Origin of the sequence: Actinomadura rubteroloni (assembly GCF_002911665.1) — a bacterium.
Classification (GTDB): domain Bacteria; phylum Actinomycetota; class Actinomycetes; order Streptosporangiales; family Streptosporangiaceae; genus Spirillospora; species Spirillospora rubteroloni.
In genome coordinates, this window is the sequence record NZ_MTBP01000001.1 from 262215 (window position 1) to 285156 (window position 22942).

Below are 22942 nucleotides of genomic sequence, written 5' to 3' on the forward strand. Positions count from 1 at the left end.
GCGTAACGCCCCGTCCCCGCCCCGCCGCGCCCGCCCCGCCGCCGCCCGCGCCGTCGCGCGCCAACCGGTGCGGGGCGTGGGCGGACGGCTCGGCGGGACGGGGCCGACACCTCACCGCCCGGCAACCACCGGAGGGCCCGAAGAAGGAACGCCGAAACGCCCCGGATGGGCCGCTGGACACCGATCCAGCGCACGATTTCGGCATTTGAGACAAACATCACATCCCCCGTTCCGGCCCGCCGAAGGGGGCCGTGTCTCCAGCCTGACGGGGCGGAGACGGCGGGGGAAAGCGCGATCGAAACCTGTGGACAACCCGGCTCAGCCGTCGGCCAGGGCCTGCCCGGACGGGGCATCCGCCGCATTCGGAACATTCGGGGCGACCAGCGGAAGGTAGGGCGCCAGATCCGCGCGGGGACCGCTCGCCCGCACCGCGTGCGCGCCCATCGCGTCGGCCCACCGCAGCGCACCGGTCGCGAGTGAAATCCACGTTTCGGCCGACATCTCCACCACGTTCGGCGGGGTTCCACGGGTATGGTGCGGGCCGTCGACGCACTGCACGGCCGCGTGCGGCGGCACCCGGACCTCGACGGACCGTCCCGGCGCCCGTTCGGCCAGCGCGTCGAGCAGGAACCGGACGGCCCCGGTCGTCACCGGGCGGGACGGCTCCACCCCGGCGGCACGGGCGGCCAGCGCCGTGTCCAGCGCGGCACGGCGCAGCGCGGTCGTATCGTCCAGGCGGCCCGCGTAGGGGGGCAGCCCGAGCGCGGCGCGCTGCTCGTCCAGCGCGGCCGGGGTGAGCGGTCGTCGAGGCATCGTCTCGACCGTACCCCGCCGGTCCGGGGACTCCGCTCCCGCAGACACACGGAGGTTCCAGATGCCCGAGGCGCTGCCCCTGCAGCCCGGCGATCCGCGCCGGCTCGGCGAGCACGAGATCACGGGCAGGATCGGCGTCGGCGAGCACGGCGCGGTCTTCCTCGGCCGGTCCGCCGACGGCCGGCCCGTCGCGGTCAAGCTGCTGCACCTCGGCCTGAGCGGCAGGCCGCTGGCGGACGCGCGGTTCACGGCGGTGTTCGCGGCGGCGCGGCGGGTGACGGGCTTCTGCTCGGCGTCGGTCCTGGACGCGGGCACGCAGGACGAGCGCGCGTTCGTCGTCAGCGAGTTCGTGGACGGCCCGTCCCTCGCCGCGCTCGTCGCCGCCGAGGGCCCGCGCGGCGGCTCCGTGGTGGAGCGGCTGGCGGTCGGGATGGCGGTGGCACTGGCCGCCGTCCACCGCGCCGGATCGGTGCACGGCGACCTGCGGCCCGCCAACGTCCTGCTCGGCCCGGACGGTCCGCGCGTCACCGACATCGCCGTCCGCTCCGCACTGGAGGCGCTCGGTACGCCGCCGTCCACGACCGGGGAGGCGCCCTATTACCAAGCGCCCGAGCAGTTCGAGGGCGGCCAGGCGGGCGCACCCGCCGACATCTTCGCGTGGGGTGCGACGCTGCTGTTCGCGGCGACGGGCGTACGTCCGTTCTCCGACATGGCGCCGGACGAAGACCCGGATCTGTCGCCGCTGCCCGATTCGCTGCGCGGGATCGTCGGGACGGCGCTGGCCAGGGACCCGGCCGACCGTCCGACCGCCCAGCGGATCCTGGACCGGCTGCTCGTCGAGGACGAGGCGCTCACGAGCCGCCTGCCCGCCTCGATGGTCGCCGAGGGACGGGCGCTGGCGCAGGGCGTCCGCGCGCCGCAGCCCGCTCCCGAGCCCGGCCCGGACGAGCAGGCCACCACGTTCTTCGGGGCGCCGACGCCGGACGAGCAGGGCACCGCGCTCATCCCCGGCCTCGCGGACCCCGGCACGGCCGTCCTGCCGTCGGTGCCCGCCGTCCCGAAGGCCCGGCACGGCGGCCACGTGCTCGGCCTCGCGCTGTCGGTGACGATCGGCGTGCTGGCCGGCGTCGCGATCATCACGCTGGTGCTGTGGCCGCGGCTCGGCGGGGGCGACGGCGGGTCGGGCGGCGACCCGGCGAACGTGGCGGACGGACGTCCCGTCGCCGCGATCCCAGGCACGTTCGCGGGCACGTGGAAGGGCACGGCCGTGAACCAGACCAACGGCGTGTCGTTCCCCGTCGAGGTGACGTTCCAGGAGGGCGGTACGACGGCGCACGCGGTGTACCCGAAGGAGCGTTGCAACGGGACCCTGTCGCTGACGCGCGGTACCGGAAGCAGCCTGGAGATGGCACTGCGGATCGGCCGACCGTGCACGCCCGGCCACATCCAGGTGACGCGGCAGCCCGACGGGACGCTCCAATACGCCTGGAGCCGGAGCGAGGACGGCCGTCCGGTCGGCTATCAGGGACGACTCACGCGCATCGGATAACCACAATGGGTGATATATCCGTCTAATAAGCGCTGAGTCCATTAGGGTGCATTCGGTCGAGACCCCGCTCAGGCACGCGGACCCCCGTCCGCACAGAATGAAGGAGGCCCCTTGCGGCCCACCCCCCGAAGGCTGCTGGTCGTCGGCTCGATCGCCGCGTGCGCGTCCGCCGCGGTGGCCGTGCCCGTGCTCGCCGCGGGCCACGACGACCTCGTCGCGGTGACGGCGGCCCAGGGCACGCCCGTCCCCGGGCGGTACATCGTCACCCTGCGCGACGGCGCCTCGCCCAAGACGGCGGCCGGACGCGTCAACGCGTCCGGGACCAGGAGCTTCAGCGGCGCCCTCAACGGGTTCGTCGCCAAGCTCACCGCGAGCCAGCTCGACAAGCTCCGCCGCGACAAGTCCGTCGCCGCGATCGAGCAGGACCAGATCGTCAAGGCCGACACGACCCAGAAGTCCCCGCTGCCGTGGGGCCTGGACCGTATCGACCAGCGCAGCCGCACGCTCTCGAAGTCGTACACGTACAAGTCGAACGGCAGCGGCGTCAACGCCTACATCATCGACACGGGCATCGACGCCGGGCACGCCGACTTCGGCGGACGCGCGTCCGTCGCGTGGTGGGCGCCCGACACCTTCACCGACGGCAACGACTGCAACGGCCACGGGACGCACGTCGCCGGCATCCTCGGTTCCAAGACCTACGGTGCCGCCAAGGGCGTGAAGCTGCGCGCCCTGCGCGTCCTGGACTGCGACGGCTCGGGCTACATGTCCGACGTCGTGGCCGCGGCGAACTGGCTGAAGACCAACGCCGTCAAGCCCGCCGTCGCGAACCTGTCGCTCGGCGGGGCGAAGTCCACCGCGGTGAACACGGCGCTGACGAACCTGTCCAAGTCGGGCGTGTTCGTGTCGGTCGCGGCCGGCAACGACAACAAGAACGCGTGCAACTACTCGCCCGCCAGCGCGGGCTGGGTCGAGGCCGTCGGCGCGACGACGTCCTACGACAACAAGGCGTCGTTCTCGAACTACGGCTCGTGCGTCGACATCCAGGCGCCCGGCTACGGGATCACGTCCACCTGGCCGGGCGGCGGCCACCAGGTCGAGAGCGGCACGTCGATGGCCTCGCCGTACGTGGCGGGCGTCGCGGCCCTGTACCTGGCCACCCACAAGACGGCGACGTTCCCGACCGTGCAGAAGTGGCTCGCGGACAACTCGACGAAGAACGTGGTCAAGAAGCTGCCGTCGGGCACCGCGAACCGTCTTCTCTACAAGGCCGGTCTGTGACCCGCTCCCGTAGGATGCCCCGTGCCGGGGTCCGCGAGGCGGCTACCCTGTGCGCGGGCGGTTCCTTCCGGTTCGTGAGCTTCGCTCCCTGACCGGCCCGGTTCTCCGGAACGGACCCGCCCGGTCCGTTCCGGAGACCGGAACCGCCATCGCAGCCCGTCGGCCGAGAGAGGAGACGCCCAGGTGGAGGCCCGCAGCTCCGCCCGCAGGCGCCGCGCCGTCCTGGCCGTCGCCGCGGCGGCGGCCCTCGCGCTGCCGCTGGCCGGCGCCGTCCCCGCGGACGCCGACCCCGGCGACAGCGGCCGGATGGAGAAGCTCAACCAGCAGATCAGCAAGCTCGACCGCGCGTACGGCGGCGACCTCGCCAAGCTCAAGGACGCGCAGTTCGGCGTCCAGAAGGCGATGAAGAGCGCCGACGCGCTGCGCAAGGAGCGCGACGACGCCCAGCGGCTCGTCGCCCAGCTCGCCGCGAACCAGTACATGACGGGCGGCGGGGACCCGGCGCTCACCGCGATCTCGGCGGACGACCCGTCCGGCTTCCTCAACACCGCGAGCCTCGCGCAACACCTCGCCACCAACCAGGCCGCGCGCGTCCAGCAGGTGCAGAAGCTCATCGACGAGCAGGTGAAGGCGCGGAAAGAGGCCGAGCAGAAGATCAAGGACCTCCAGAAGGAGATCGACGATCTGAAGAGGCAGCGGACCCGCATCCAGGCGCTCGTCAAGAAGTACAAGCCGCAGTCGCCGAGCGTCGGAATGGGCGGCGTCACGCCGCGCATGATGCACGTGAAGCAGGTCATCGACTCCGAGTTCGGGCCGTTCCCGACGATCGGCTGCACCCGTCCGGGCGACCCGCAGGACCACGGGACGGGCCGCGCGTGCGACTTCATGGAGAGCGGCGGCGGCTCGATGCCGACCGCGGCGCGGCAGCAGAACGGCGACCAGGTGGCGGCGTACGCCATTTCGCACGCCAGTTCGCTCGGCATCAAGTACGTCATCTGGCGGCAGCGGATCTACGACATGCGCAGCCCCGGCTGGCGCGCGATGGAGAACCGCGGCGGAATCACCGCCAACCATTACGACCACGTGCACATCTCGGTCTTCTGACGTTCGCCGCGCATGCTATATTCCCGCTCCGTGACGGAGCGTGTTTCATCAGTCGCGTGCACATTGATAACGGTCACTTGTCCGTAGAAGTCCTTGTGCGCGATCCGCTCATCCACTAGTCATGTGTTCCGGTCGTTCCTCTGTTCCCCGCGCTGCGCGTCCCGCCCAGCACAGACGGTGACGGCCCGGAAAGGCATGCGCAATGGACCCCGTGCGGCTCAAACAGAATTTCGCGCTGGTCGGTGCGAATGGCATGGACGTCGCCGAGTACTTCTACGCCGATCTCTTCGAGCGCGATCCCGCGCTGCGCGGCCTGTTCCCGTCCGCCCTGGCCAAGCAGCAGGAGAAGCTGCTCGCCGCCCTTTCGCACATCGTCGGCCTGGTCGACGACACGCCGGAACTCGTCCCGTTCCTCCAGGACCTCGGACGGCGGCACAACGGCTTCGGGGTCGTCGCCGGCAACTACCCGACCGTCGGGGCGAGCCTGCTGGCCACCCTCGCCCACTTCAGCGGCCCGGAGTGGAACGAGGAGCTGGAGCGGGACTGGACCGCCGCGTACCAGCTCGTCGCCCAGGTCATGCAGGAGGCGGCCGGCCTCGGGAACGGAGCCGGTTCCCGCGCATGACCCCGAACCCTCAGGGCGGTTGCTCCCCAACGTCCGTCCTCGCTCCCTCGGGGTCCCCACTTGACCATGACCGCTACCAGGAGGTCGTGTGGACGCACAACGATTGAAGGAGAACTTCGCCCGCGTGGCCGAGCAGGGCGACGCCGTGGCCCTGTTCTTCTACAGCGACCTGTTCGTCGCCAACCCGCATCTGCGGGACATGTTCCCGATCGGGATGACGGGCCAGCGGGACAAGCTCCTGCGCGCCCTCGGCCTCATCGTCTCCCGCGTGGACGACCTGCCGGAACTCGTCCCGTTCCTCCAGCAGCTCGGGCGCGACCACCGCAAGTTCGGGATCGTCGCCGAGCACTACGCGCCGGTCGGCGCGAGCCTGATCAGGACGCTGAAGTACTTCTCCGGGTCGTACTGGACGCCGGAGCTGGAGGCCGACTGGGGCGCCGCGTACGGCGTCGTCGCGCAGGTCATGCAGGAGGCCTCGGCCGACGACTCGCTCACCAGCCCGCCGTGGTGGGAGGGCCGCGTCGTCGCGGTGGAGCGCCGCCGGTTCGACCTCGCCGTCGTCCGCGTCGAGCCGGACCGGCCGCTGCCGTACCTGCCGGGGCAGTCCGTGGCGATCGAGGTGCCCGCGCGGCTGCGGCAGTGGCGCTACTACTCGATGGCCAACGCGCCGCGTCCCGACAACACGCTGGACTTCCACGTCCGGCTCGTCGACGGCGGCTCGGTCAGCCCGGTGATGGTACGCGCCCTGCAGCCCGGCGACCGGATGCGGATCGGCGCCCCGATCGGCACGCTGGTGCTGGACGAGTCGTCACCCCGGGACATCGTGCTCGTCGCCGGGAGCACCGGCCTCGCGCCGATCAAGGCGATCCTGGAACAGCTCGGCCGGCGGCCCGCACGGCCGCCCGCCGTGCACCTGTTCTTCGGCGCCCGCACCCGGGACGCGCTCTACGACCTGGAGGACCTGCGCAAGCGGGCCGCCGAGTCGCCGTGGCTCACCGTGGTGGCGGCCGTGTCCGACGAGGGGCCGCCGCGCCCGGGATTCTTCGACGTGCGGCCGGGGCCGGACGGCTCCCTCACGCGGACCGGCCCGCCGCCGGAGGAGTCCGACCTCGAATACGGCGCGCTTCCCGACGTCCTCGCCCGGCGGGGCTCGTGGCGAGGGCACGACGCGTACGTCTGCGGCCCGGCGGCCATGGTCGCCAACACCGTGGAACGGCTCGTGCAGCTCGGCGTGGACCGCGCCCTCGTCCGGCAGGAAACCTTCGTTGACACACAGAGGTGAACCGTTGAACCCCCCGAACGCCGCTGGCGGCGAGCCCCCGTATCTGCCCGTGCACCAAACGAGCCGTCCCCCGGCCGAGGACGCCTCCGCTCCCGCGCCGAACACGCCCGGCGGCTTCCTCGTCCAGCGCTCGGACCGCCTGGCGCCCAGCGCGGTCCGCAGCGTGAGCTTCGCGCGGGCCGGCCTCGGCCGCCGCGGGCTGGACGAGGAGGACGTCCGCGCGTTCCTGGACCGGGTCGTCGCCGAGCTGGCGCAGCTCGGCAACGAGAAGTCGGCGCTGGCCGAGGAGGTGCAGAAGCTGCGCGAGCGGCTCGCGTCCGGCGGCGCACGCGGCGGGATGCCGCCCGAGGAGGCGCACTTCCAGGCCGTGCGGATCCTGTCGCAGGCGCAGCAGACCGCCGACCTGTACGTGGCCGACGCCGAGCGGTACACGCGCGAACTGGCCCACGAGGCCCGGCTCCACCGCGAGGCGATCCTGTCCGACGCGCGCGGCCGTGCGGAGCTGATGATGGAGGAGGCCCACCAGCAGGCCGCCCGGATCGCCGAGGAGGCGGCGCGGCAGGCCGTCGCGGCCCAGTCGCGGCCGGCCGCGCCGGCGGCGCCGCCGCAACCGCCCGAGGGCGGCCGGCAGGCGATGGAGCGGGAGATCGCCTACCTGCGGACCTACAGCGACGTCTACCGCACCCATCTGCGGTCCTACCTGGAGGCGCTGCTCCGGAACGTCGACGAGTGGGAGAGGTCCGAGCGGAACGCGCTGCCCGTCCCGCAGCAGCCCCCCGCCGGCTGATCGCCGCGGCCGGCGGACGGGCGTCCGCCGGCCGTGGCCTGGTGAGGTCATCGGGCCGCGCGGCGGTTGGACGTGTGGCAGCGTGGGCGCCGTGACACGCCGCGTGATCGGAGTCGGGTTCCTCGCGGGTGCTGCGGCCCTGCTGGTGGCGACGCCGGGGGTGCTCGCGGCGGCCGGGATCAAGGACTGGCGGCTGCTGACGGGCGCCGCGCTCGTCGTGCCCGTCGCCGCGCTGCTCGCCGGGGTCTGGAGGACGCGGTTCGAGAACGCCGTCCAGTCGCGTGAGGCGCACGCCCGGGAATTGGCCAAAGGGACGTTCGCGCCCGCCGGGAAACTGCCGCGCGTCCGGGAGATCACCGATCCGGTCCGGGCGGTCGGCGTGCATCCGGCGCGGCGCCGCGATTCGGGCGGGGATCGTGTTCCGGCCTATGTCCCGCGCGATTTCGACGGACGGCTCCGCGCCGCGCTGGCGGCTCCCGGTTTCGTTCTGCTGGTCGGCGATTCCACTGCGGGAAAGACGCGGGCGGCGTTCGAGGCTATGCGGGCCGTGCTGCCCGATCATCGTCTGGTGATGCCGGTGCGGCGGGACGGTGTCGCGGCGGCCGTGGCCGAGGCGATGACGTTGCGGCACTGCGTTCTCTGGCTGGACGACCTGGAAGGCTTTCTCGGGCCCGGCGGCCTGACGCGCAAAGAGGTCGCCGAACTGCTGGAGGGGCCGGGGCATCACCGGATCGTCCTCGCGACCCTGCGCGCCGCCGAGGAGGACCGGCTGGTCTCGGGCGACGACGACGAAGGCCGCCGGCTGAGCCGCGAAAGCCGCGCCGTCCTCGAACAGGCCGACCGGATCCTTGTGGAGCGGCTGTTCAGCGCACCGGAGAAAGAGCGCGCCGCCGGGCTGGCCGACGACGACTCCCGGATCGCCGACGCCCTTTCCAGCGCGGACGTCCTCGGCGTCCCCGAATACCTGGCCGCCGGCCCGCAACTGAAAGAGGAATGGGAGCGGGCGTGGGCGCGCGGGACGCATCCGCGCGCCGCCGCGCTCATCGCCGCCGCCGTCGATCTGCGCTGCGCCGGATTCGCCGCGCCGCTCCCCCGCGCGCTGCTCGACGAGACCCACGGCCTCTACCTGGAAAAACGCGGCGGCTCACGCCTCAGCCCCGAGTCCGAGGAGAAGGCCTGGGAGTGGGCGACTCGGCTCCGCGACTCGGGGAACGCCCCGCTGCACGCCGCCGACGACGGCACCTACGAGCTTTTCGACTATCTGCTGGACGACGTCCAGCGCGCCGCCGCGCCCGGCACCCACGCCCCCGAAGAGACCATTACGGCCGCGCTCCGCCACGCCCGCGCCGACGACGCCCACGAGATCGCCGCGACCGCCTACGGCCAGGGCCGCTACCGCCTTTCCGAAACGGCCCTGCTCCAGGCCATCGAGGCGCGCACGAACGAACACGGGCCGGAGCATCCGACCGTTCTCGCCGCCCGCACCAACCTGGCCATCGTGCTCCGCGACATGGGACGCCTGGAAGAGGCCCACGCCGAACAGCGGGCGGGGCTGGAAATCACCGCGCGCGTCCTCGGCCCCGACCATCCCGACACGCTGGACGCCCGCGGCAACCTGGTCAACCTGCTCTATCTCCAGGGCCGGCTGGACGAAGCCGAGACCGAGCAGCGGGCCGTCCTCACCGCCCTGGAGAGAACGCTCGGCCCAGACCACCCGAGCACGCTCATCGCCCGCAATTCCCTCGGCCTCGTCCTGACCGACCTCGGCCGCCTGGACGAGGCGGAAATCGAGCACCGCGCCGAATTCGAAGCGTCCGCGCGCCTCCTCGGAACCGAGCACCCCGAGACCCTCGCGAGCCGCAACAACCTCGCTCGCGTTTTGCACGAACTGGGACGGCTGGAGGAATCCGAAGCCGAATACCGGGCCTTGCTGGAGGCCGGGGAACGTGTTCTCGGCCGGGAGCATCCGCACATGCTCATCGCCCGCAACAACCGCGCGGCCGTCCTCGCGGAAGCGGGCCGCCCCGACGAGGCCACCAGCGAACTCCGCGCCGTGGTGGAGATCAGCGAGCGCGTCCTCGGACCGGACCACCCCGACACCGTGGACCGCCGGCAGGGGCTCGCCAGAATGGAGGGGCGGGGCTGAGCGTCAGGCGCGCTGGGGCATCAGGTGGGCGTTCGCCCAGCGGGTCAATTCGTTCAGAGACGGGACGAGCGCACGGCCCGTCGCGGTGAGGCGGTACCGGAGCCCGTCGGGCGGCTCGCGCTCGATCAGGCCCGTCCCGACCAGTTCGGTGATCCGGGCGGAGAGCACCGAGTCGCTGATGCCGCCGATTCCCCGGCGCAGTTCGGCGAATCCCGCGTCCCCTTCGGCGAGCACTCCGAGCAGCATCCCGGTCCAGCGTTTGCCCAGCACCTCGAAAGCCAGCGCGAGCGCTTCGTCGCATCTCGGTTGCCCCGGCATTCCGACCACCCCCTGAGTCGGCCCACCAGTCTACGAGCCGTCGGGAAAGTGACCAGTGGACGTCGTCCCGGCGGGGGGAACACCTTCAGGGGAATCGTGGTCCCGGTCACCTCCCGGACCGGACGCAAGGAGCGATCATGAAGATTCTCGGGCGCGAGCCCGCCCTGTGGACCGCCCTCACCACCGTCGCCGTCCAGTTCCTCGTCGCGTGGGGCGTCGATCTCAGCGAGCAGCAGCAGGCGTGGATCAACGCCGCGACGACGGCCGTGATGGGCCTCGTCATCGCCGTGTCGGTCGCGCGCGACCAGATCGTCCCGGCCGCGTCGGGCGTGCTGGCCGCGCTGCTCCAGCTCGCCGTGTCGTTCGGCGCGGACATCGACCAGAAGCAGATCACGACGGCGGGCGCGCTGCTGACGGCGGTGCTCGGCCTGTGGCTGCGGTCGCAGGTCACCGCGCCGGTCGGCGCGGACGGCGCGAAGGTCGCCAAGGTCCGCACCGCACGATGAAGGTTCAGTCCTCTCGCAGGTGGTACTTCATGCCCATGTGGGACGGGATGAAGCCGATCTTCTGGTAGAAGCGGATCGTCTGGGGCCGCTGGCGGTCGGTCGTGAGCTGGACGACGCGGCAGCCCCGGGCCCGCGCCTGGTCGATCGCCCAGCCGATCATGATCTGGCCGATGCCGTGGCCGCGCCGCTCGGCCGCGACGCGCACGCCCTCGATCTGGGCGCGCTCGCCCCCGGTGTAGGTGAGGCCGGGGAGGTAGGTGAGTTGGAACGTGCCCGCCAGGACGCCGTCGATCTCGGCGACGATCTGGAAGTTGTTCGGGTCCTTCTCGATGGCCGCGAAGGCGTCGAAGTAGGCAGCCGGGATGACCTCGCCGGGAGCTTCGCGGGTCGCGCCCAACGGGTCGTCGGCCAGCAGGTGGACGATCGCGGGGAGGTCGTCCCGCGTCGCCTCGCGAAAGGTCACTTCTGGATCACGCCGCACGTCAACAGGCTATCGGGACGTTCTCCGGCCTTTGTCCCAACGACTTGTAGTACTACCGGACGTAGTACTACGTTAGGTGGAGGAGAAACCCACCCCGCTTCTGCACCCGGCGCGAACCGCCGCAGGGAGACGTCATGTCGACACCGAGCACCGAAGAACACTGGAGCGACCACGCCATCTGCCGTGGCGCCGATCCCGACCTCTTCTTCCCGATCGGGTACTCGGCGTCCATCCTGAAGGAACAGGAGCGGGCGGCGAAGCGGGTCTGCGGAAACTGCCCCGTGACCAGCGAGTGCCTGACCTGGGCGCTGCGCGTCGGCGAGCCGGACGGCATCTGGGGCGGCACGACGCCCGAGGAGCGCCGCCGGCTGCGCCGCAACGCCGAGGCGCCCGCCCGCCGGCGGCTGCCGGTCATCATGGTCCGGGGCGACGTCCCGGTCGGCGCCGACGCCGCCTGACCGGGCACGTTCCCGGCGATCCGGACGTTGAACCGGGTGACGCACGCACCTCCTCGCCTTACGGTGATGCCATGAGCCACCCGGTCCCCGACCAGCGCCCGTCCGCCGGGCTCGCGACGCAGGGCGCGCGGGCCGCGTCGGCGGCGGTGCTCGTCCTCGCCGTCACCGCCGTGATGTGGCTGCTGGAGATCGTCGACGTCGCCACGGACAACTCACTGGACCGCTACGGCATCCAGCCCCGCGACGTCGCCGATCTTCCCGACATCTTCACCGCGCCGTTCCTGCACGGCGGCTTCGACCACCTGACGGGCAACACCGTCCCGTTCGTCGTGCTCGGCTTCCTCGCGGCCTGGCGCGGGATCGCCAAGTTCCTCGGGATGTCGCTGATCGTCATCGTGACCGGCGGGCTCGGCGTGTGGTTCACCGGCTCGGCGAACACGCTCGGCTCCAGCATCCTGATCTTCGGGTTCTTCGGGTACCTGCTCGGCCGGGGCGTGTTCGAGCGCCGCATCACCGACATCGTCATCGCGGTCGCCGTCGTCGCGTTCTACGGGACGCTCGTGTTCGGCGTCCTGCCGAGCGACCCGCGCGTGTCCTGGCAGGGGCACCTGTTCGGGCTGATCGGCGGCGTGGCCGCCGCGTGGGCGCTCCGCCGCAGCGCCCACGCCTGACGCCGCGTCAGTGCGGCCGGACCGACACCTCGGCCACCACGGCGTCGCGCGGCGCCTCCAGCGCGCTCACGAGCACCTTGGCGACCGTCTCGGCGGACGCGTAGTCGCTCGGGTCGTACGAACGTCCCTCCTGGGCGCGGACGCTCTCCTGCATCCGCGACGCGGTGCGTCCGGGGAAGACGGTGGTGACGCGCACGTCCGCCTCCTCGGCGCGCAGGGCGTCCGCCAGCGACCGCAGCCCGGCCTTGCTCGCCGCGTACGCCGACCAGCCCGGGTTGGCGCGCAGGCCCGCCGTCGAGTTGACGAACACGATGTCCCCGGACGCGGCGCGCAGCGCGGGCAGCAGCAGCCGCGTCAGCTCCGCCGCCGAGACGAGATTGACGGTCACGTGGTCGAGCCAGTCGTCGGCCTCCAGCTCCCCGACCGTGCCGAGGTGGACGACCCCGGCGGCGTGGATCAGCCCGTCCAGCCGTCCGGGCGGCCCGGCGGCGACGAGCCGGGCCTCCAGCCGGCGCGGCTCGGTGAGGTCGAGCGGGAGCGTCGTGATCCCCGGCCCGGCGGCCGGCGCGCCCCCGGACCCGACGTGGAACGCCTGCGTGCGCGCGTGCGCGCCCTTGCGCAGCGTCTCGGCCAGGTCGGCCAGACGCTCCGGCGAGCGTCCGCTGAGAATGAGGTCGTGCCCCTTGTCGCGCAGCAGCCCCGCGACGGCGGTGCCGATGCCGCCGGTCGCCCCGGTGATCAGATACGTGCCCATGACGCCCCATTCTCGTGGACTCCCGTACCTGGATCGACGCCTCGCGCGCCCGCCGGGTTCAGGCGCCCTCGATGACGAGGTCGAGCAAAGCGAGGACGACGCCTTTCACGGCCGTCCTGTCCCGGGCGTCGCACGGCACGAGCGGCACCCCGGCCCCGATGCCGAGCGCCTCGCGGACCTCCTCCAGCGCGTACCGCTCGCCGTCGGGGAACTGGTTGACGCCGATCGCGAGCGGGATCCCGGCGGACTCGAAGTAGTCGAGCGCGGGGTAGGCGTCGTCGATCCGGCGGGTGTCGACGAGGACGACGGCGCCGAGCGTGCCGTCCACCAGGTCGTCCCACAGGAACGTGAAGCGCTCCTGGCCGGGCGTGCCGAACAGGTAGAGGACGATGTTGCCGTCGAGCGTGACGCGCCCGAAGTCGAACGCGACCGTCGTGGTGGACTTGGCGGCGACGGCGGACGTGTCATCCACGCCCCGCGAGACCTCGGTGAGCGCCGCCTCGGTCGTCAGCGGCGCGATCTCCGACAGCGCGCCGACGAACGTCGTCTTGCCGACCCCGAAGCCGCCGGACACGACGATCTTCGCGGAGACGGGATCAGAGGGCACGGACACCGTCCCGGATGCGTTCCAGCAGTTCACGTGTCACGTTCGGCGCGTCGGTGATGTTGGCGTGCACGATCACCAGCCGTTCGGCGAGCAGGTCGGCGACCAGCACCCGCGCGACCCCGACCGGCACCCCGACGCCGCGCGCGATCTCGGCGACCGACACCGGCAGGCGGCACAGCTCCACGATCCGCCGCCGCTCGAACCCGAGCGGCGCGGCCAGGGCCGCGGGCGCCGCGCTGACCAGCGTCTCCACCCGGAGCCGCTGGTCCACCGGATGCGTGCGGCCGCCGGTGACGATGAACGGCCGCAGGATCGGGTCCGGGTCGTCGTTCACCGCAGGACCTGGAGTTTCAGCTCCGACACGAGCTGCGGGGTGAGGAGCGCTCCGAACCGGTCGCACAGCAGCGCCATCTGGTGGCCGACGAGCCCGAGGTCGGCGCCGTCGGACGCGACCACGCCGAGGCAGCTCCCGTCGGAGATCACCGACATCAGCAGGAAGCCCCGGTTCATCTCGATCATGACCAGGCGCAGGCCCTCGAAGTCGTACCGGTGGGCCGCGCCGCGCGCGAGGCTCGTCACGCCGGCGACGATGGCGGCCAGGTGCTCGGCCGACTCCCGGTCGGCGCGCGTGTGCGCCGAGCGGGCCATCAGCAGGCCGTCCGACGACACCGCGACGGCCTCGGCGACGCCGTCGGTGCCGCGCACGAAGTCGTCCAGCAGCCAGGTGACGTCGTCGGTGCGGGCAACGGTCATGGGGAGGTCTCCTCGTTGTCGGGGTCGGCGGACCGGGCGCGGTGGACGCCGGAGCGGAACGTCTCCAGCACCGAGCGGACCTCCGCCGGGTCGCGGGGCGGCGCCGTCCGGGCCGGGCGGACGGGACGGCGCGGCGCCGCCGGGCTGCGTTTCACCAGGCCGTTGCGCGTGGTCGTGACCGGCGCGACGACCGGCCGTTCCGGCGGCGCCCCGGCCGGGACGGGCTCGGGCACGGGCTCGGGGGCCTTCTCCTCGACCAGCAGCGACGCCGGCAGCACCACCCGCGCCGTTACCCCGGTCAGCGGCGAATCGTGCAGCCACACGCGGACACCGAGCCGTCCGGCCAGCCGTCCGACGACGTGGTGGCCGAGCCGCCGCGCCGATTCGACCAGGTGGCCGCCCTCGCCGCGCAGCCGCTCGTTGGCCGCCGCGAGGGCCTCGGGGTCCATGCCGACGCCCTGGTCTACGATCGCGATGTGGTACTCGCCGTCGGCCAGCCGCGCCTGGACCTCGACCTCCCGGTCCGGCGGCGAGAACGTCAGGGCGTTCTCCACCAGCTCCGCCAGCAGGTGGGCGACCTCGGCCGCCGCCGTGCCCGCGAGCCGCGCGTCGTCCATCCGGCGGAGCGTGACGCGGCGGTACTCCTCGACCTCCGCGAACGCCGAGCGCAGGACGTCCCCGACCGGGATCGGGCCGGACCAGCGCCGGGGCGCGTGCCGTCCGGCGAGCACGAGCAGGCTCTCGGCGTTGCGGCGCATGCGGGTGGCGAGGTGGTCCAGCTCGAAGAGGTTCGCCAGCGCGCCGGGATCGGTCTCGTCGCGTTCGAGCGTCGTGATGAAGCCGAGCTGGCGGCGCACGAGGTTCTGGTTGCGGTGGCCGAGGTTGGCGAGCGACTCGGCGGAGTTGCGGCGCAGCACCGCCTGCTCGGACGCCAGCTCGACGGCGGTCCGGCGGACGGCGTCCAGCGCCCCCGCGACCTCGGCGAACTCGTCCCGGCGGGTCAGCAGCCGGGACGGCTCGACGGAGCCCGCGCGCTCCCCGGACTGGACGGCGGCGACGGCGGCGGGCAGCGTCCGCTCGGCGACGTCGCGCGCCTCGGCGGCCAGCGTGCGCAGCGGCCGGACGATCGACCGCGCCGTGTAGAGCCACAGCAGGACCGCGACGACCAGCACGAGCAGCGCGCCCCCGCCGTACGCGGCCTGCCGGAGCCGGGCGGCGGCGCGCAGGTCGGCGGCGCGGTGCCGGACGTCGGCGCCGACGCCGAGCTGGACGGCGCGCAGGTCGTCCACCACGGTCGTCATGGCCGCCCACCACTGCGGCGGCGAGACGCCCAGCCGGCGTCCGCCCGCGCCCTGGAGCGCGCGTTCCTCCAGCGCGGCGGCGGTGCCCGCGGCCCGGGTGCGCAGCGCGGCGTCGAGCGCGTCGCGGCGGACGGGCGTCGCGACGGTGCGGAAGCGCTCCAGCGCGTCCAGCTTGCGGGCGCGGACCTCGGTGAACCGCCGGTAGTCGGCGACGGTGAACCGTCCGACCGCGAACACGCCGTTGAGATGGCCGCGTTCGAGCGCCATGGCCTCTTTCGCGTCGCCGAGCGTCCGGAGCGCGTCAAGGCCGCGCGCGAGCTGTGGATCGTCGGACGTGGCCAGCCCGCGCAGCGCCGTGTTCAGCCGCGCGATCCCGGCCGTGTAACGGTCCAGAACGGCCGTGCGGGACGCGTGTCCGGCGTCCACGGAGCCGCGCAGCTCGCCGAGGCCGTCGAAGCCCGCCAGGCCGTCGCGGACGACCCGCACGTCGCGCCGCGCCAGCAGCCGGTCCAGCGCCGTCCTCGCCCGGTCGGACGCCGCGCGCTGGGCGGTCACGCGCGGCCGGTAGTCGGTCGCGCCGCCCATGAGCCCGCTGGTGAGGCCGCGTTCGCGCTGCACGGCGTGGATGAGTTCCTGCGCGGCGAGCGCCAGTTCGACGTCGTCGGCGACGGTCGCCGCGCGGCCCGCCGCGCTCACCTGGGCGAGCGTCGCGGCGAGGACGAGCGCGACGAGCGCCGCCGTCGGCACGGCGAGGATCACCGCCATGCGCGTTCTGATGCTCCCGCGCGTGCCGCCGGTCCGGGCGCGCGCCGGTGCGGCGCGGTGCCGTGGGTTCACGCCGTCCCCCCTGCGTCGGTCTGGGGGTGACGCTAGAAAGGAACGGTTACGACGGCATTGCCGGGCGATATATCAGTGTTACGGCCCAGCCATTGTTTCCGCGCCGCCTGGGTGAGACCCCTAGTTCGGGCGCAGGACGCGGGTCACGCCGGCGATCAGAGCCGTCGCGAGGACCCAGCCCGCCGCGACGAGCCCGTACGCGACCCAGCGGGACCACCCGGACGGGTCGAACGCCTGTTGCTGCCCGAACGTGTCGATCGGTATGAGCAGGTCCAGGCTGTAGACGAGAGCGTGGAAACGGGGGACCTCGGCCGGTTGCTTGATGGGCGTCGGACGGTCGAGGGAGAACACGACCGTCCCCGCGACGAGCAGGACGCCGAACCACGCGAACGCCAGCCACGGGCGGTAGCCGTAGCCGACCGTCCAGTCCAGCAGCGTGTTCCACCCCTTGCCGACCGGGTTGAGCGAGCGGCGCCGCGCCCGCAGCTTCGCGAGCTGCACCTTCCGCGCCAGGTCGTCGTGGCCGACGCTGTGGTACCAGGTGGCGAGCTGCTCGAACGGCTGGAGGTGGAACTCGGGGTCGCGGCTGACCCAGCTCAGCCGGTCCTTGAACTCGCCGCCGCGCAGCGTCTCGTAGACCAGGCCGTTGAGGTACAGCTCGTCCGGCCAGATGTCCGGATGGTCCATGACCAGGGAGATGCGGGAGTAGGACAGCGAGACGCGTCCCTTGATCCGCTCCTCCGGCCAGAGCAGCAGCTCGTCGGCGGTCATGTGGCTGGCGTGCAGCGCCATCCGGACGGGGTCGCCGGAGTCCAGGAAGGCCCGCGAGAACGAGACGATCCCGGTGAACCGGGCATTGCGGATCCGGACCGTCCCGAGCGCGGAGAATCCCTGGCTGAACTCGGCGGTGTCCTCCACGACCATGCTCTGCGCGTCGAGGGCGATACGTCCCGGGTTGATGAGCTTCGCGCCCTCCATGAAGAGCCCGCCGTTCATCCGCGCGCCGGTGAGCCGGACGCCGCCGGTGAAGACGGCCTCCCGGGCGAAACAGCCGACGTCCACGACGAGACCGCCCGCGAACACGGCCCAGCGGTCCTCCGACGGCGCTGTGACGGACGTGGCGTTCAGCCGCAGCCCGCCGGTGAGCTGTGCGCGCGTGAGGCTCAGCGTGCCGTCGATCTGCGTGTCGGACAGGCTGAGATAGCCGTCCGCGCGCAGCCCGCCGCCGTCGAACCCGGGCATCCTGCACCCGTTGAACCGCAGTTGCCGCGTCTGCGCGTTGGACAGGTCGGGCGCCTCCACGAGACGGCACCGCTCCAGCCGCAGCTCGTGCTCGATCGTCCCGCCGGACAGGTCGAGCCGTCCGACGATGTACGCGCCGCGCAGCCGGACGGCCGGGACGAACCCGGGCCGCGTCTCCCGTCCGCCGAGCAGCAGCCGCGCGATGATCTCGGCGCGGACGATCCGGTCGGGGTGCGGTCCGGTGGGCAGGTCGCCGCCGACGACGACGGTCGAGCCGGCGGGGAACGCCGACCAGAGCCGCCGTTCGGCCGAGTTCAGTCCGGGGGGTTCGGGCACGGACCCTGTTTCTACGGGGTCCGCCCTCCGCGATCAAGACCGCGGAGGGCGGAACGGCGTCAGAAGAAGCCGCGGCGGCGGCCGGCGTGCTGGAGGTAGCCGTCCAGCTCGTGCTCCCAGGAGGTCTGGTCGACCGTCGCGTAGTCCACGGTGAAGCGGCTGAACGAGTCGTGGCCCTCGGTGAACAGGCCGCCGCGCTTGTCCAGCTCGAGGACGACCTCCATCGAGTGGGGGTTCGCCACGAACGTCACCTCAAGCTGGGTGATGCCGTTGTACTGGTGCGGCGGGTGGAACTCGATCTCCTGGTAGAAGGGGAGTTCCTGGTGGACGCCGTGAATGCGTCCCTTCTCGCAGTCGGCGTTCCGGAAGTGGAAGCCGAGGTTGGAGAACGCCGCGAGGATGCGCTCCTGCGCGGGCAGCGGGTGGATCGCGATCGGGTCGAGGTCGCCCGGGTCCAGCGCGCCCTTGACCTCCAGCTCCGTCGACAGGCCGACGGTCATGCCGTGCAGCGGGTGCCCGTACATGTGGGTCAGCGGCGCCTCCCACGGGACGGGGAACTGCACCGGGATCCCGTACCGCGCGCCCGGGTTCAGCCGGAACGCCCCGGCCACCGGGATCTGGTTGTAGGTGAGGTTCGCGTTGTACTCGCTGTCGCTGGTCTCCACCTCGACCTTGGTGCGCAGCGCGAGGTTCACGCCGATGATGTCGGACTCGTACTCGCCGCCGATGATGGTGATCTCACCGGTGACGACACCGCCCGGCTGCGTGTTCGGGTCGTGCAGGACGGTCTCGATGGACGGGCCGCCCACGCCCATCGCCTGCCTCAGCCGCTTGAAGACCACGTGCTCTCATTCCTCCCTGCAACGGGCGCCCCGCGGCACCCCGGCATCCCATAGACGCCCTGCGGGGAGGGTACGTTCCAGGCACTTCGTCCCGAAGCCGATTCGCGACCCCGGTCAGTGACCGCCCCCGGCCAGGTTCAGGCCGACGACGCCGACGACGATCAGCGCGAGTGCGGCGATCTTGAGCGGCGACACCTGGTCGTGCAGGACGGCCATTCCGAGCGCGGACGTGCCGACCGCGCCCACGCCGACCCACACGGCGTAGGCGGTGCCGATGTCGAGCCGCTTCAGCGCGAGGCTGAGCAGGCCGAAGCTCAGGACCGAGAAGAACAGGAACGACAGCGACGGGCCGAGCGCGGTGAACCCGCGGCTGGCCTTGAGGGAAAGGGCCATCGCGACCTCGAACAGGCCCGCGATGATCACGAGGAGCCACGCCATGATGAGCCTCCCGGCAGACGAAGAACACGCGTCGTCTTCGCTCACCGGGTACGGCGCACCTCGTCCGGGAGAGCGATCACCACTCCCACCTGGGTCAACGGCCTGCCGCCGCCGCTTTGTTCCGTCAGGGGCGGCCGAGCGCCCGGTACTCCCAGTCGGCGGCCCGCCAGCGTCCGGCGTTGAGGACGTGCCGGCCGTCCACGATGCGGCGGTGGTCGACGACGGCGCCGAGCGCCTCCGGGTCGACCTCGCGGAACTCGGTCCACTCGGTGAGCAGCACGACGACGTCCGCGCCGCGCGCCACGTCCAGCGCCGAGTCGCCGTAGGACAGCTCGGGGAAGGCGCGGCGGGCGTTGCCGAGCGCGGCCGGGTCGTAGACGCGGACGTCCGCGCCGAGGCCGTGCAGCGTGCGGGCGACCTCCAGCGCGGGGGCGTCGCGGATGTCGTCGGAGTTCGGCTTGAACGCCGCGCCCCAGGCCGCGACGCGGGCGCCCGCGATCCGGCCGCCGAGCAGTTCGCCGACGAGGTCGACCGTCCGGGCCCGCCGCCGCTGGTTGATCTTGTCGACCTCGCGGAGGAACGACGTGGCCTGGCCGACGCCGATCTCCTCGGCGCGGTGCGCGAACGCGCGGATGTCCTTGGGCAGGCAGCCGCCGCCGAAGCCGAGACCTGGTTTGAGGAAGCGCCCGCCGATGCGGTCGTCCAGGGCGAGGGCGTCGGCGAGGTCCTTGACGTCCGCGCCGACGGCCTCGCAGACCTCGGCCATCGCGTTGATGTAGGAGATCTTGGTGGCCAGGAAGGAGTTCGCGGCGACCTTGACCAGCTCGGCGGTCGCGAGGTCGGTCCGGACGACCGGCGCCCCGTACTCCAGGACGGGCCGGAACGCCGCCCGCAGCCGCTCCTCCGCCCAGTCGGACTGGACGCCGAACACGAGCCGGTCGGGGTGCAGGGTGTCGTCCACGGCGAAGCCCTCGCGCAGGAACTCGGGGTTCCAGGCGAGTTCGACGCCGGACCCGGCGGGCGCCAGCTCGCGCAGCACGCCGGTCAGCCGCTCGGCGGTGCCGACCGGGACGGTGGAGCGGCCGACGACGAGCGCGCGGCGGTCCAGGTGCGGGGCGAGGCTGCGGACGGCGGCGTCCACGTAGGAGACGTCGGCGGCGTCGGATCCGGCCTGCTGCGGGGTTCCGACGCAGATGAAGTGGACGTCCCCGAACCGAGCGGCCTCGGTATAGGACGTGGTGAAGCGCAGCCGTCCCGATTCCAGCGCCTTGGTGAGCAGTTCGGGCAGGCCGGGCTCGAAGATGGGCGTCTCGCCGGACTGGAGTTTGGCGATCTTCTCCTCGTCCACGTCGACGCCGAGCACGTCGTAGCCGAGCACGGCCATGCAGATGGCGTGCGTGGCACCGAGGTAGCCCGTGCCGATGACGGTGAGGCGCGGGGAGTCGATGGGGCTCATGGCCGTCCTCTCTTGCACGCTGTGCGCGGGCTCACACCCGCCCGGCGGCGATCGAGTCCGGCCCGGCGCGGTGCGGGGGTGGCGGGGGTGGCGGAGCCGGGCGCTCCGGAAGTGCGACGGCGCCCCGTGACGCCAGGGGCCTGATGCGGCGTTTGTCGGTTCTACCAGTAATGAGACCTGAATTGTGTTATCGGTAGGTCGGCAGTGACGTCAAGCACACTCGGGGACGCCGTGCGGCGGCGTTCCGGTGACCGTCCGGCGACCCGGGAGTGAAAGCGGCAGATGACCGTCCGGATTCGCGGGCCCTCTTCCGGCGGGCGTGTGATGCACGTCACTTACCCGTCCATCCAGAGTTCACTGGCGTGCCCGCAATCCACCGGGTGCTGCGGGTTGCGCACTGGTTACCAGCGGGTAGCATGAACTTGAGTTACTGACCAGTACGACCGCGGGGCCACGAGCGCGCCGCCGGACCAACGGAGTGTTCGATGGGGCACTACAAGAGCAACCTCCGGGACCTGGAGTTCAACCTCTTCGAGGTTTTCAACCGCCAGGACCTGCTCGGCAGCGGCCCGTACGCGGAGCTGGACGAGGACACCGTCCGGAGCATCCTGGACGAGGTGAACCGGCTCGCCGAGGGCCCCCTCGCCGAGTCGTTCGAGGACGCCGACCGCAACCCGCCGAAGTTCGACCCCGCGACCGGCACCGTCGCGATGCCGGAGAGCTTCAAGAAGTCCTACCAGGCGTGGATGGACGCCGAGTGGTACCGCGTCGACCTCTCCCCCGAGTTCGGCGGCACCGGCGCCCCGCGCAGCCTGACCTGGGCGATCGCCGAGCAGGTGCTGGGCGCGAACCCGGCCGTCTACATGTTCGCCGCCGGCCCCGGTTTCTCCCACATCCTGTGGAACATCGGCACGCCCGAGCAGAAGAAGTTCGCCGAGCTGGCGCTGGAGCGCAAGTGGGGCGCGACGATGGTGCTGACCGAGCCCGACGCGGGCTCCGACGTCGGCGCGGGCCGCACCAAGGCCGTCGAGCAGCCCGACGGCACCTGGCACATCGAGGGCGTCAAGCGCTTCATCACCTCGGCCGAGCACGACATGTCCGAGAACATCTTCCACCTGGTGCTGGCCCGTCCCGAGGGCGCCGGACCCGGCACCAAGGGCCTGTCGATGTTCCTCGTGCCGAAGTACCTCGTGGACGTCGAGACCGGTGAGCTGGGCGCGCGCAACGGCGCCTACGTCACCAACGTCGAGAAGAAGATGGGCCTCAAGGTCTCCACGACCTGCGAGCTGACCCTCGGCGAGAAGCACCCCGCGATCGGCTACCTGGTCGGCGACGTGCACCAGGGCATCAAGCAGATGTTCATGGTCATCGAGTACGCGCGGATGATGGTCGGCACCAAGGCCATCGCGACGCTGTCCACCGGCTACCTCAACGCGCTGGACTACGCGAAGAACCGGGTGCAGGGCGCCGACCTCACCCAGATGACCGACAAGGCCGCCCCGCGCGTCGCGATCACCCACCACCCGGACGTCCGGCGCAGCCTCCTCACGCAGAAGGCCTACGCCGAGGGCATGCGGGCGCTCGTGCTGCTCACCGCGTCCTACCAGGACACCGTGCAGATCGCGCAGTTCGAGGGCCGCAAGGACGAGCTGGCCGAGAAGATCAACGACCTGCTGCTCCCGATCGTCAAGGGCTTCGGGTCCGAGCGGGCCTACGCGCTGCTCGGCGCCGAGTCGCTCCAGACGTACGGCGGGTCGGGCTTCCTCCAGGAGTACCCGATCGAGCAGTACATCCGGGACTCCAAGATCGACACCCTGTACGAGGGCACGACCGCGATCCAGGGCCAGGACCTGTTCTTCCGCAAGATCCTCCGGGACAACGGCGAGGCCCTCAAGGCGCTGTCCGGCGAGATCAAGGCGTTCGCCGAGGGCGACGCGGGCAACGGCCGGCTCAAGAACGAGCGGGCGCTGCTGAACCGCGCGCTGGAGGACGTCCAGGGCATCATCGAGCCGATGGTCGGCTGGGCGCTCGGCTCGATGGAGGACCCGAAGCTCCTCTACAAGATCGGGCTCAACTCGTCCCGGCTGCTGCTGGCCCTCGGCGACCTGGTCGTCGGCTGGCTGCTGCTGCGCCAGGCCGAGATCGCCCTGCGCAAGCTCGGCGGGGGCGACGTGTCCGACGCCGACCAGGCGTTCTACACCGGCAAGGTCACGGCGGCGCAGTTCTTCGTCCAGACGGTGCTGCCGCGCCTCGCGTCCGACCGCGCGATCGTCGAGGCCACCACGCTCGACGTGATGGAACTCCCCGAAGAAGCCTTCTGACCCCCGTTCGGTGAACGGCCCCCGGCTCGCCCGC

The 22942-nt window shown here is 72.2% G+C and carries 23 protein-coding genes and 1 riboswitch; of the genes, 11 read left to right on the top strand and 12 right to left on the bottom strand.

Annotation, left to right across the window (positions count from 1 at the left end; translation table 11 throughout):
- Positions 1-318: 318 nt before the first annotated feature.
- Positions 319-813 carry a sterol carrier family protein gene (locus tag BTM25_RS01235; RefSeq protein WP_103560916.1) on the bottom strand — a complete coding sequence of 165 codons (495 nt, stop codon included), beginning with the start codon at positions 811-813 and terminating at the stop codon, positions 319-321.
- 61 nt (positions 814-874) lie between these two features.
- Between BTM25_RS01235 and BTM25_RS01240 the strand changes: the two genes are divergently transcribed.
- The 7 genes from BTM25_RS01240 to BTM25_RS01270 all read left to right on the top strand — a co-directional run bounded on the left by BTM25_RS01240 (position 875) and on the right by BTM25_RS01270 (position 9587).
- The gene (locus BTM25_RS01240; protein ID WP_103560917.1) at positions 875-2362 is read left to right on the top strand and encodes a serine/threonine-protein kinase; all 1488 of its coding nucleotides are present in this window, start codon (positions 875-877) and stop codon (positions 2360-2362) included.
- A gap of 111 nt (positions 2363-2473) precedes the next feature.
- Complete coding sequence (locus BTM25_RS01245) at positions 2474-3643, top strand: S8 family peptidase (RefSeq protein WP_103560918.1); 1170 nt, start codon at positions 2474-2476, stop codon at positions 3641-3643.
- 183 nt (positions 3644-3826) lie between these two features.
- Positions 3827-4747: a coiled-coil domain-containing protein gene (locus BTM25_RS01250; protein ID WP_103560919.1), complete on the top strand. Its 921-nt coding sequence runs from the start codon at positions 3827-3829 to the stop codon at positions 4745-4747.
- 202 nt (positions 4748-4949) lie between these two features.
- Complete coding sequence (locus BTM25_RS01255) at positions 4950-5372, top strand: globin domain-containing protein (RefSeq protein WP_103560920.1); 423 nt, start codon at positions 4950-4952, stop codon at positions 5370-5372.
- 88 nt (positions 5373-5460) lie between these two features.
- Positions 5461-6654 (top strand): globin domain-containing protein, encoded by a 1194-nt coding sequence (locus BTM25_RS01260; RefSeq protein ID WP_103560921.1) that lies wholly within the window; start codon positions 5461-5463, stop codon positions 6652-6654.
- Between the two features lie 4 nt (positions 6655-6658).
- Entirely contained in the window at positions 6659-7441 is a 783-nt protein-coding gene (locus BTM25_RS01265; RefSeq protein WP_168211961.1) for a DivIVA domain-containing protein, read from the top strand.
- 91 nt (positions 7442-7532) lie between these two features.
- The gene (locus BTM25_RS01270; RefSeq protein WP_146058918.1) at positions 7533-9587 is read left to right on the top strand and encodes a tetratricopeptide repeat protein; all 2055 of its coding nucleotides are present in this window, start codon (positions 7533-7535) and stop codon (positions 9585-9587) included.
- Between the two features lie 3 nt (positions 9588-9590).
- On the opposite strand, the gene BTM25_RS01275 is transcribed toward BTM25_RS01270, so the two are convergent.
- The gene (locus BTM25_RS01275; protein WP_103560924.1) at positions 9591-9905 is read right to left on the bottom strand and encodes a winged helix-turn-helix transcriptional regulator; all 315 of its coding nucleotides are present in this window, start codon (positions 9903-9905) and stop codon (positions 9591-9593) included.
- Positions 9906-10042: 137 nt separating this feature from the next.
- On the opposite strand from BTM25_RS01275, the gene BTM25_RS01280 reads away from it, so the two are divergent.
- Positions 10043-10411: a hypothetical protein gene (locus BTM25_RS01280; RefSeq protein WP_103560925.1), complete on the top strand. Its 369-nt coding sequence runs from the start codon at positions 10043-10045 to the stop codon at positions 10409-10411.
- A gap of 4 nt (positions 10412-10415) precedes the next feature.
- On the opposite strand, the gene BTM25_RS01285 is transcribed toward BTM25_RS01280, so the two are convergent.
- On the bottom strand, positions 10416-10892 hold the full coding sequence (locus tag BTM25_RS01285; RefSeq protein WP_328589593.1) for a GNAT family N-acetyltransferase: 477 nt from the start codon (positions 10890-10892) through the stop codon (positions 10416-10418).
- Between the two features lie 134 nt (positions 10893-11026).
- Here BTM25_RS01285 and BTM25_RS01290 point away from each other — a divergent pair, with 134 nt between their 5' ends.
- Together BTM25_RS01290 and BTM25_RS01295 are read left to right on the top strand one after the other, a co-directional pair.
- Positions 11027-11350 (top strand): WhiB family transcriptional regulator, encoded by a 324-nt coding sequence (locus BTM25_RS01290; RefSeq protein ID WP_103560927.1) that lies wholly within the window; start codon positions 11027-11029, stop codon positions 11348-11350.
- Positions 11351-11421: 71 nt separating this feature from the next.
- The gene (locus BTM25_RS01295; RefSeq protein ID WP_103560928.1) at positions 11422-12021 is read left to right on the top strand and encodes a rhomboid family intramembrane serine protease; all 600 of its coding nucleotides are present in this window, start codon (positions 11422-11424) and stop codon (positions 12019-12021) included.
- Positions 12022-12028: 7 nt separating this feature from the next.
- On the opposite strand, the gene BTM25_RS01300 is transcribed toward BTM25_RS01295, so the two are convergent.
- The 9 genes from BTM25_RS01300 to BTM25_RS01340 form a co-directional block, all read right to left on the bottom strand.
- Positions 12029-12775, bottom strand: coding sequence for an SDR family oxidoreductase (locus tag BTM25_RS01300; protein ID WP_103560929.1), 747 nt, complete (start codon positions 12773-12775; stop codon positions 12029-12031).
- A gap of 58 nt (positions 12776-12833) precedes the next feature.
- Positions 12834-13382 carry a GTP-binding protein gene (locus BTM25_RS01305; RefSeq protein WP_103562669.1) on the bottom strand — a complete coding sequence of 183 codons (549 nt, stop codon included), beginning with the start codon at positions 13380-13382 and terminating at the stop codon, positions 12834-12836.
- A complete protein-coding gene (locus BTM25_RS01310) occupies positions 13372-13716 on the bottom strand; it encodes a DUF742 domain-containing protein (RefSeq protein ID WP_103560930.1) in 345 nt (114 codons plus the stop codon). Before BTM25_RS01310 ends, BTM25_RS01305 begins: the two co-directional genes overlap by 11 nt.
- Complete coding sequence (locus BTM25_RS01315; RefSeq protein ID WP_103560931.1) at positions 13713-14135, bottom strand: roadblock/LC7 domain-containing protein; 423 nt, start codon at positions 14133-14135, stop codon at positions 13713-13715. Before BTM25_RS01315 ends, BTM25_RS01310 begins: the two co-directional genes overlap by 4 nt.
- A complete protein-coding gene (locus BTM25_RS01320) occupies positions 14132-16273 on the bottom strand; it encodes a sensor histidine kinase (RefSeq protein ID WP_146058919.1) in 2142 nt (713 codons plus the stop codon). Before BTM25_RS01320 ends, BTM25_RS01315 begins: the two co-directional genes overlap by 4 nt.
- Positions 16274-16393: 120 nt before the next feature.
- A complete protein-coding gene (locus BTM25_RS01325) occupies positions 16394-17851 on the bottom strand; it encodes a pentapeptide repeat-containing protein (protein WP_103560933.1) in 1458 nt (485 codons plus the stop codon).
- Positions 17852-17910: 59 nt separating this feature from the next.
- Positions 17911-18693 (bottom strand): sporulation protein, encoded by a 783-nt coding sequence (locus BTM25_RS01330; protein WP_103560934.1) that lies wholly within the window; start codon positions 18691-18693, stop codon positions 17911-17913.
- Positions 18694-18807: 114 nt separating this feature from the next.
- Positions 18808-19131: a DMT family transporter gene (locus BTM25_RS01335; RefSeq protein ID WP_103560935.1), complete on the bottom strand. Its 324-nt coding sequence runs from the start codon at positions 19129-19131 to the stop codon at positions 18808-18810.
- A gap of 25 nt (positions 19132-19156) precedes the next feature.
- Positions 19157-19221: riboswitch (guanidine-III (ykkC-III) riboswitch) on the bottom strand.
- Positions 19222-19255: 34 nt separating this feature from the next.
- A complete protein-coding gene (locus tag BTM25_RS01340; RefSeq protein WP_103560936.1) occupies positions 19256-20587 on the bottom strand; it encodes a UDP-glucose dehydrogenase family protein in 1332 nt (443 codons plus the stop codon).
- A gap of 485 nt (positions 20588-21072) precedes the next feature.
- On the opposite strand from BTM25_RS01340, the gene BTM25_RS01345 reads away from it, so the two are divergent.
- Complete coding sequence (locus BTM25_RS01345; protein ID WP_103560937.1) at positions 21073-22908, top strand: acyl-CoA dehydrogenase; 1836 nt, start codon at positions 21073-21075, stop codon at positions 22906-22908.
- Positions 22909-22942: the final 34 nt, after the last annotated feature.

Bases quoted from the DNA above. Each gene is read 5' to 3' on its own strand.
- BTM25_RS01290 (WP_103560927.1), top strand. From the start codon at position 11,027: ATGTCGACACCGAGCACCGAAGAACACTGGAGCGACCACGCCATCTGC.
- BTM25_RS01300 (WP_103560929.1), bottom strand. From the start codon at position 12,775: ATGGGCACGTATCTGATCACCGGGGCGACCGGCGGCATCGGCACCGCC.
- BTM25_RS01235 (WP_103560916.1), bottom strand. From the start codon at position 813: ATGCCTCGACGACCGCTCACCCCGGCCGCGCTGGACGAGCAGCGCGCC.
- BTM25_RS01345 (WP_103560937.1), top strand. From the start codon at position 21,073: ATGGGGCACTACAAGAGCAACCTCCGGGACCTGGAGTTCAACCTCTTC.
- BTM25_RS01255 (WP_103560920.1), top strand. From the start codon at position 4,950: ATGGACCCCGTGCGGCTCAAACAGAATTTCGCGCTGGTCGGTGCGAAT.
- BTM25_RS01280 (WP_103560925.1), top strand. From the start codon at position 10,043: ATGAAGATTCTCGGGCGCGAGCCCGCCCTGTGGACCGCCCTCACCACC.
- BTM25_RS01295 (WP_103560928.1), top strand. From the start codon at position 11,422: ATGAGCCACCCGGTCCCCGACCAGCGCCCGTCCGCCGGGCTCGCGACG.
- BTM25_RS01335 (WP_103560935.1), bottom strand. From the start codon at position 19,131: ATGGCGTGGCTCCTCGTGATCATCGCGGGCCTGTTCGAGGTCGCGATG.
- BTM25_RS01315 (WP_103560931.1), bottom strand. From the start codon at position 14,135: ATGACCGTTGCCCGCACCGACGACGTCACCTGGCTGCTGGACGACTTC.
- BTM25_RS01275 (WP_103560924.1), bottom strand. From the start codon at position 9,905: ATGCCGGGGCAACCGAGATGCGACGAAGCGCTCGCGCTGGCTTTCGAG.
- BTM25_RS01340 (WP_103560936.1), bottom strand. From the start codon at position 20,587: ATGAGCCCCATCGACTCCCCGCGCCTCACCGTCATCGGCACGGGCTAC.
- BTM25_RS01240 (WP_103560917.1), top strand. From the start codon at position 875: ATGCCCGAGGCGCTGCCCCTGCAGCCCGGCGATCCGCGCCGGCTCGGC.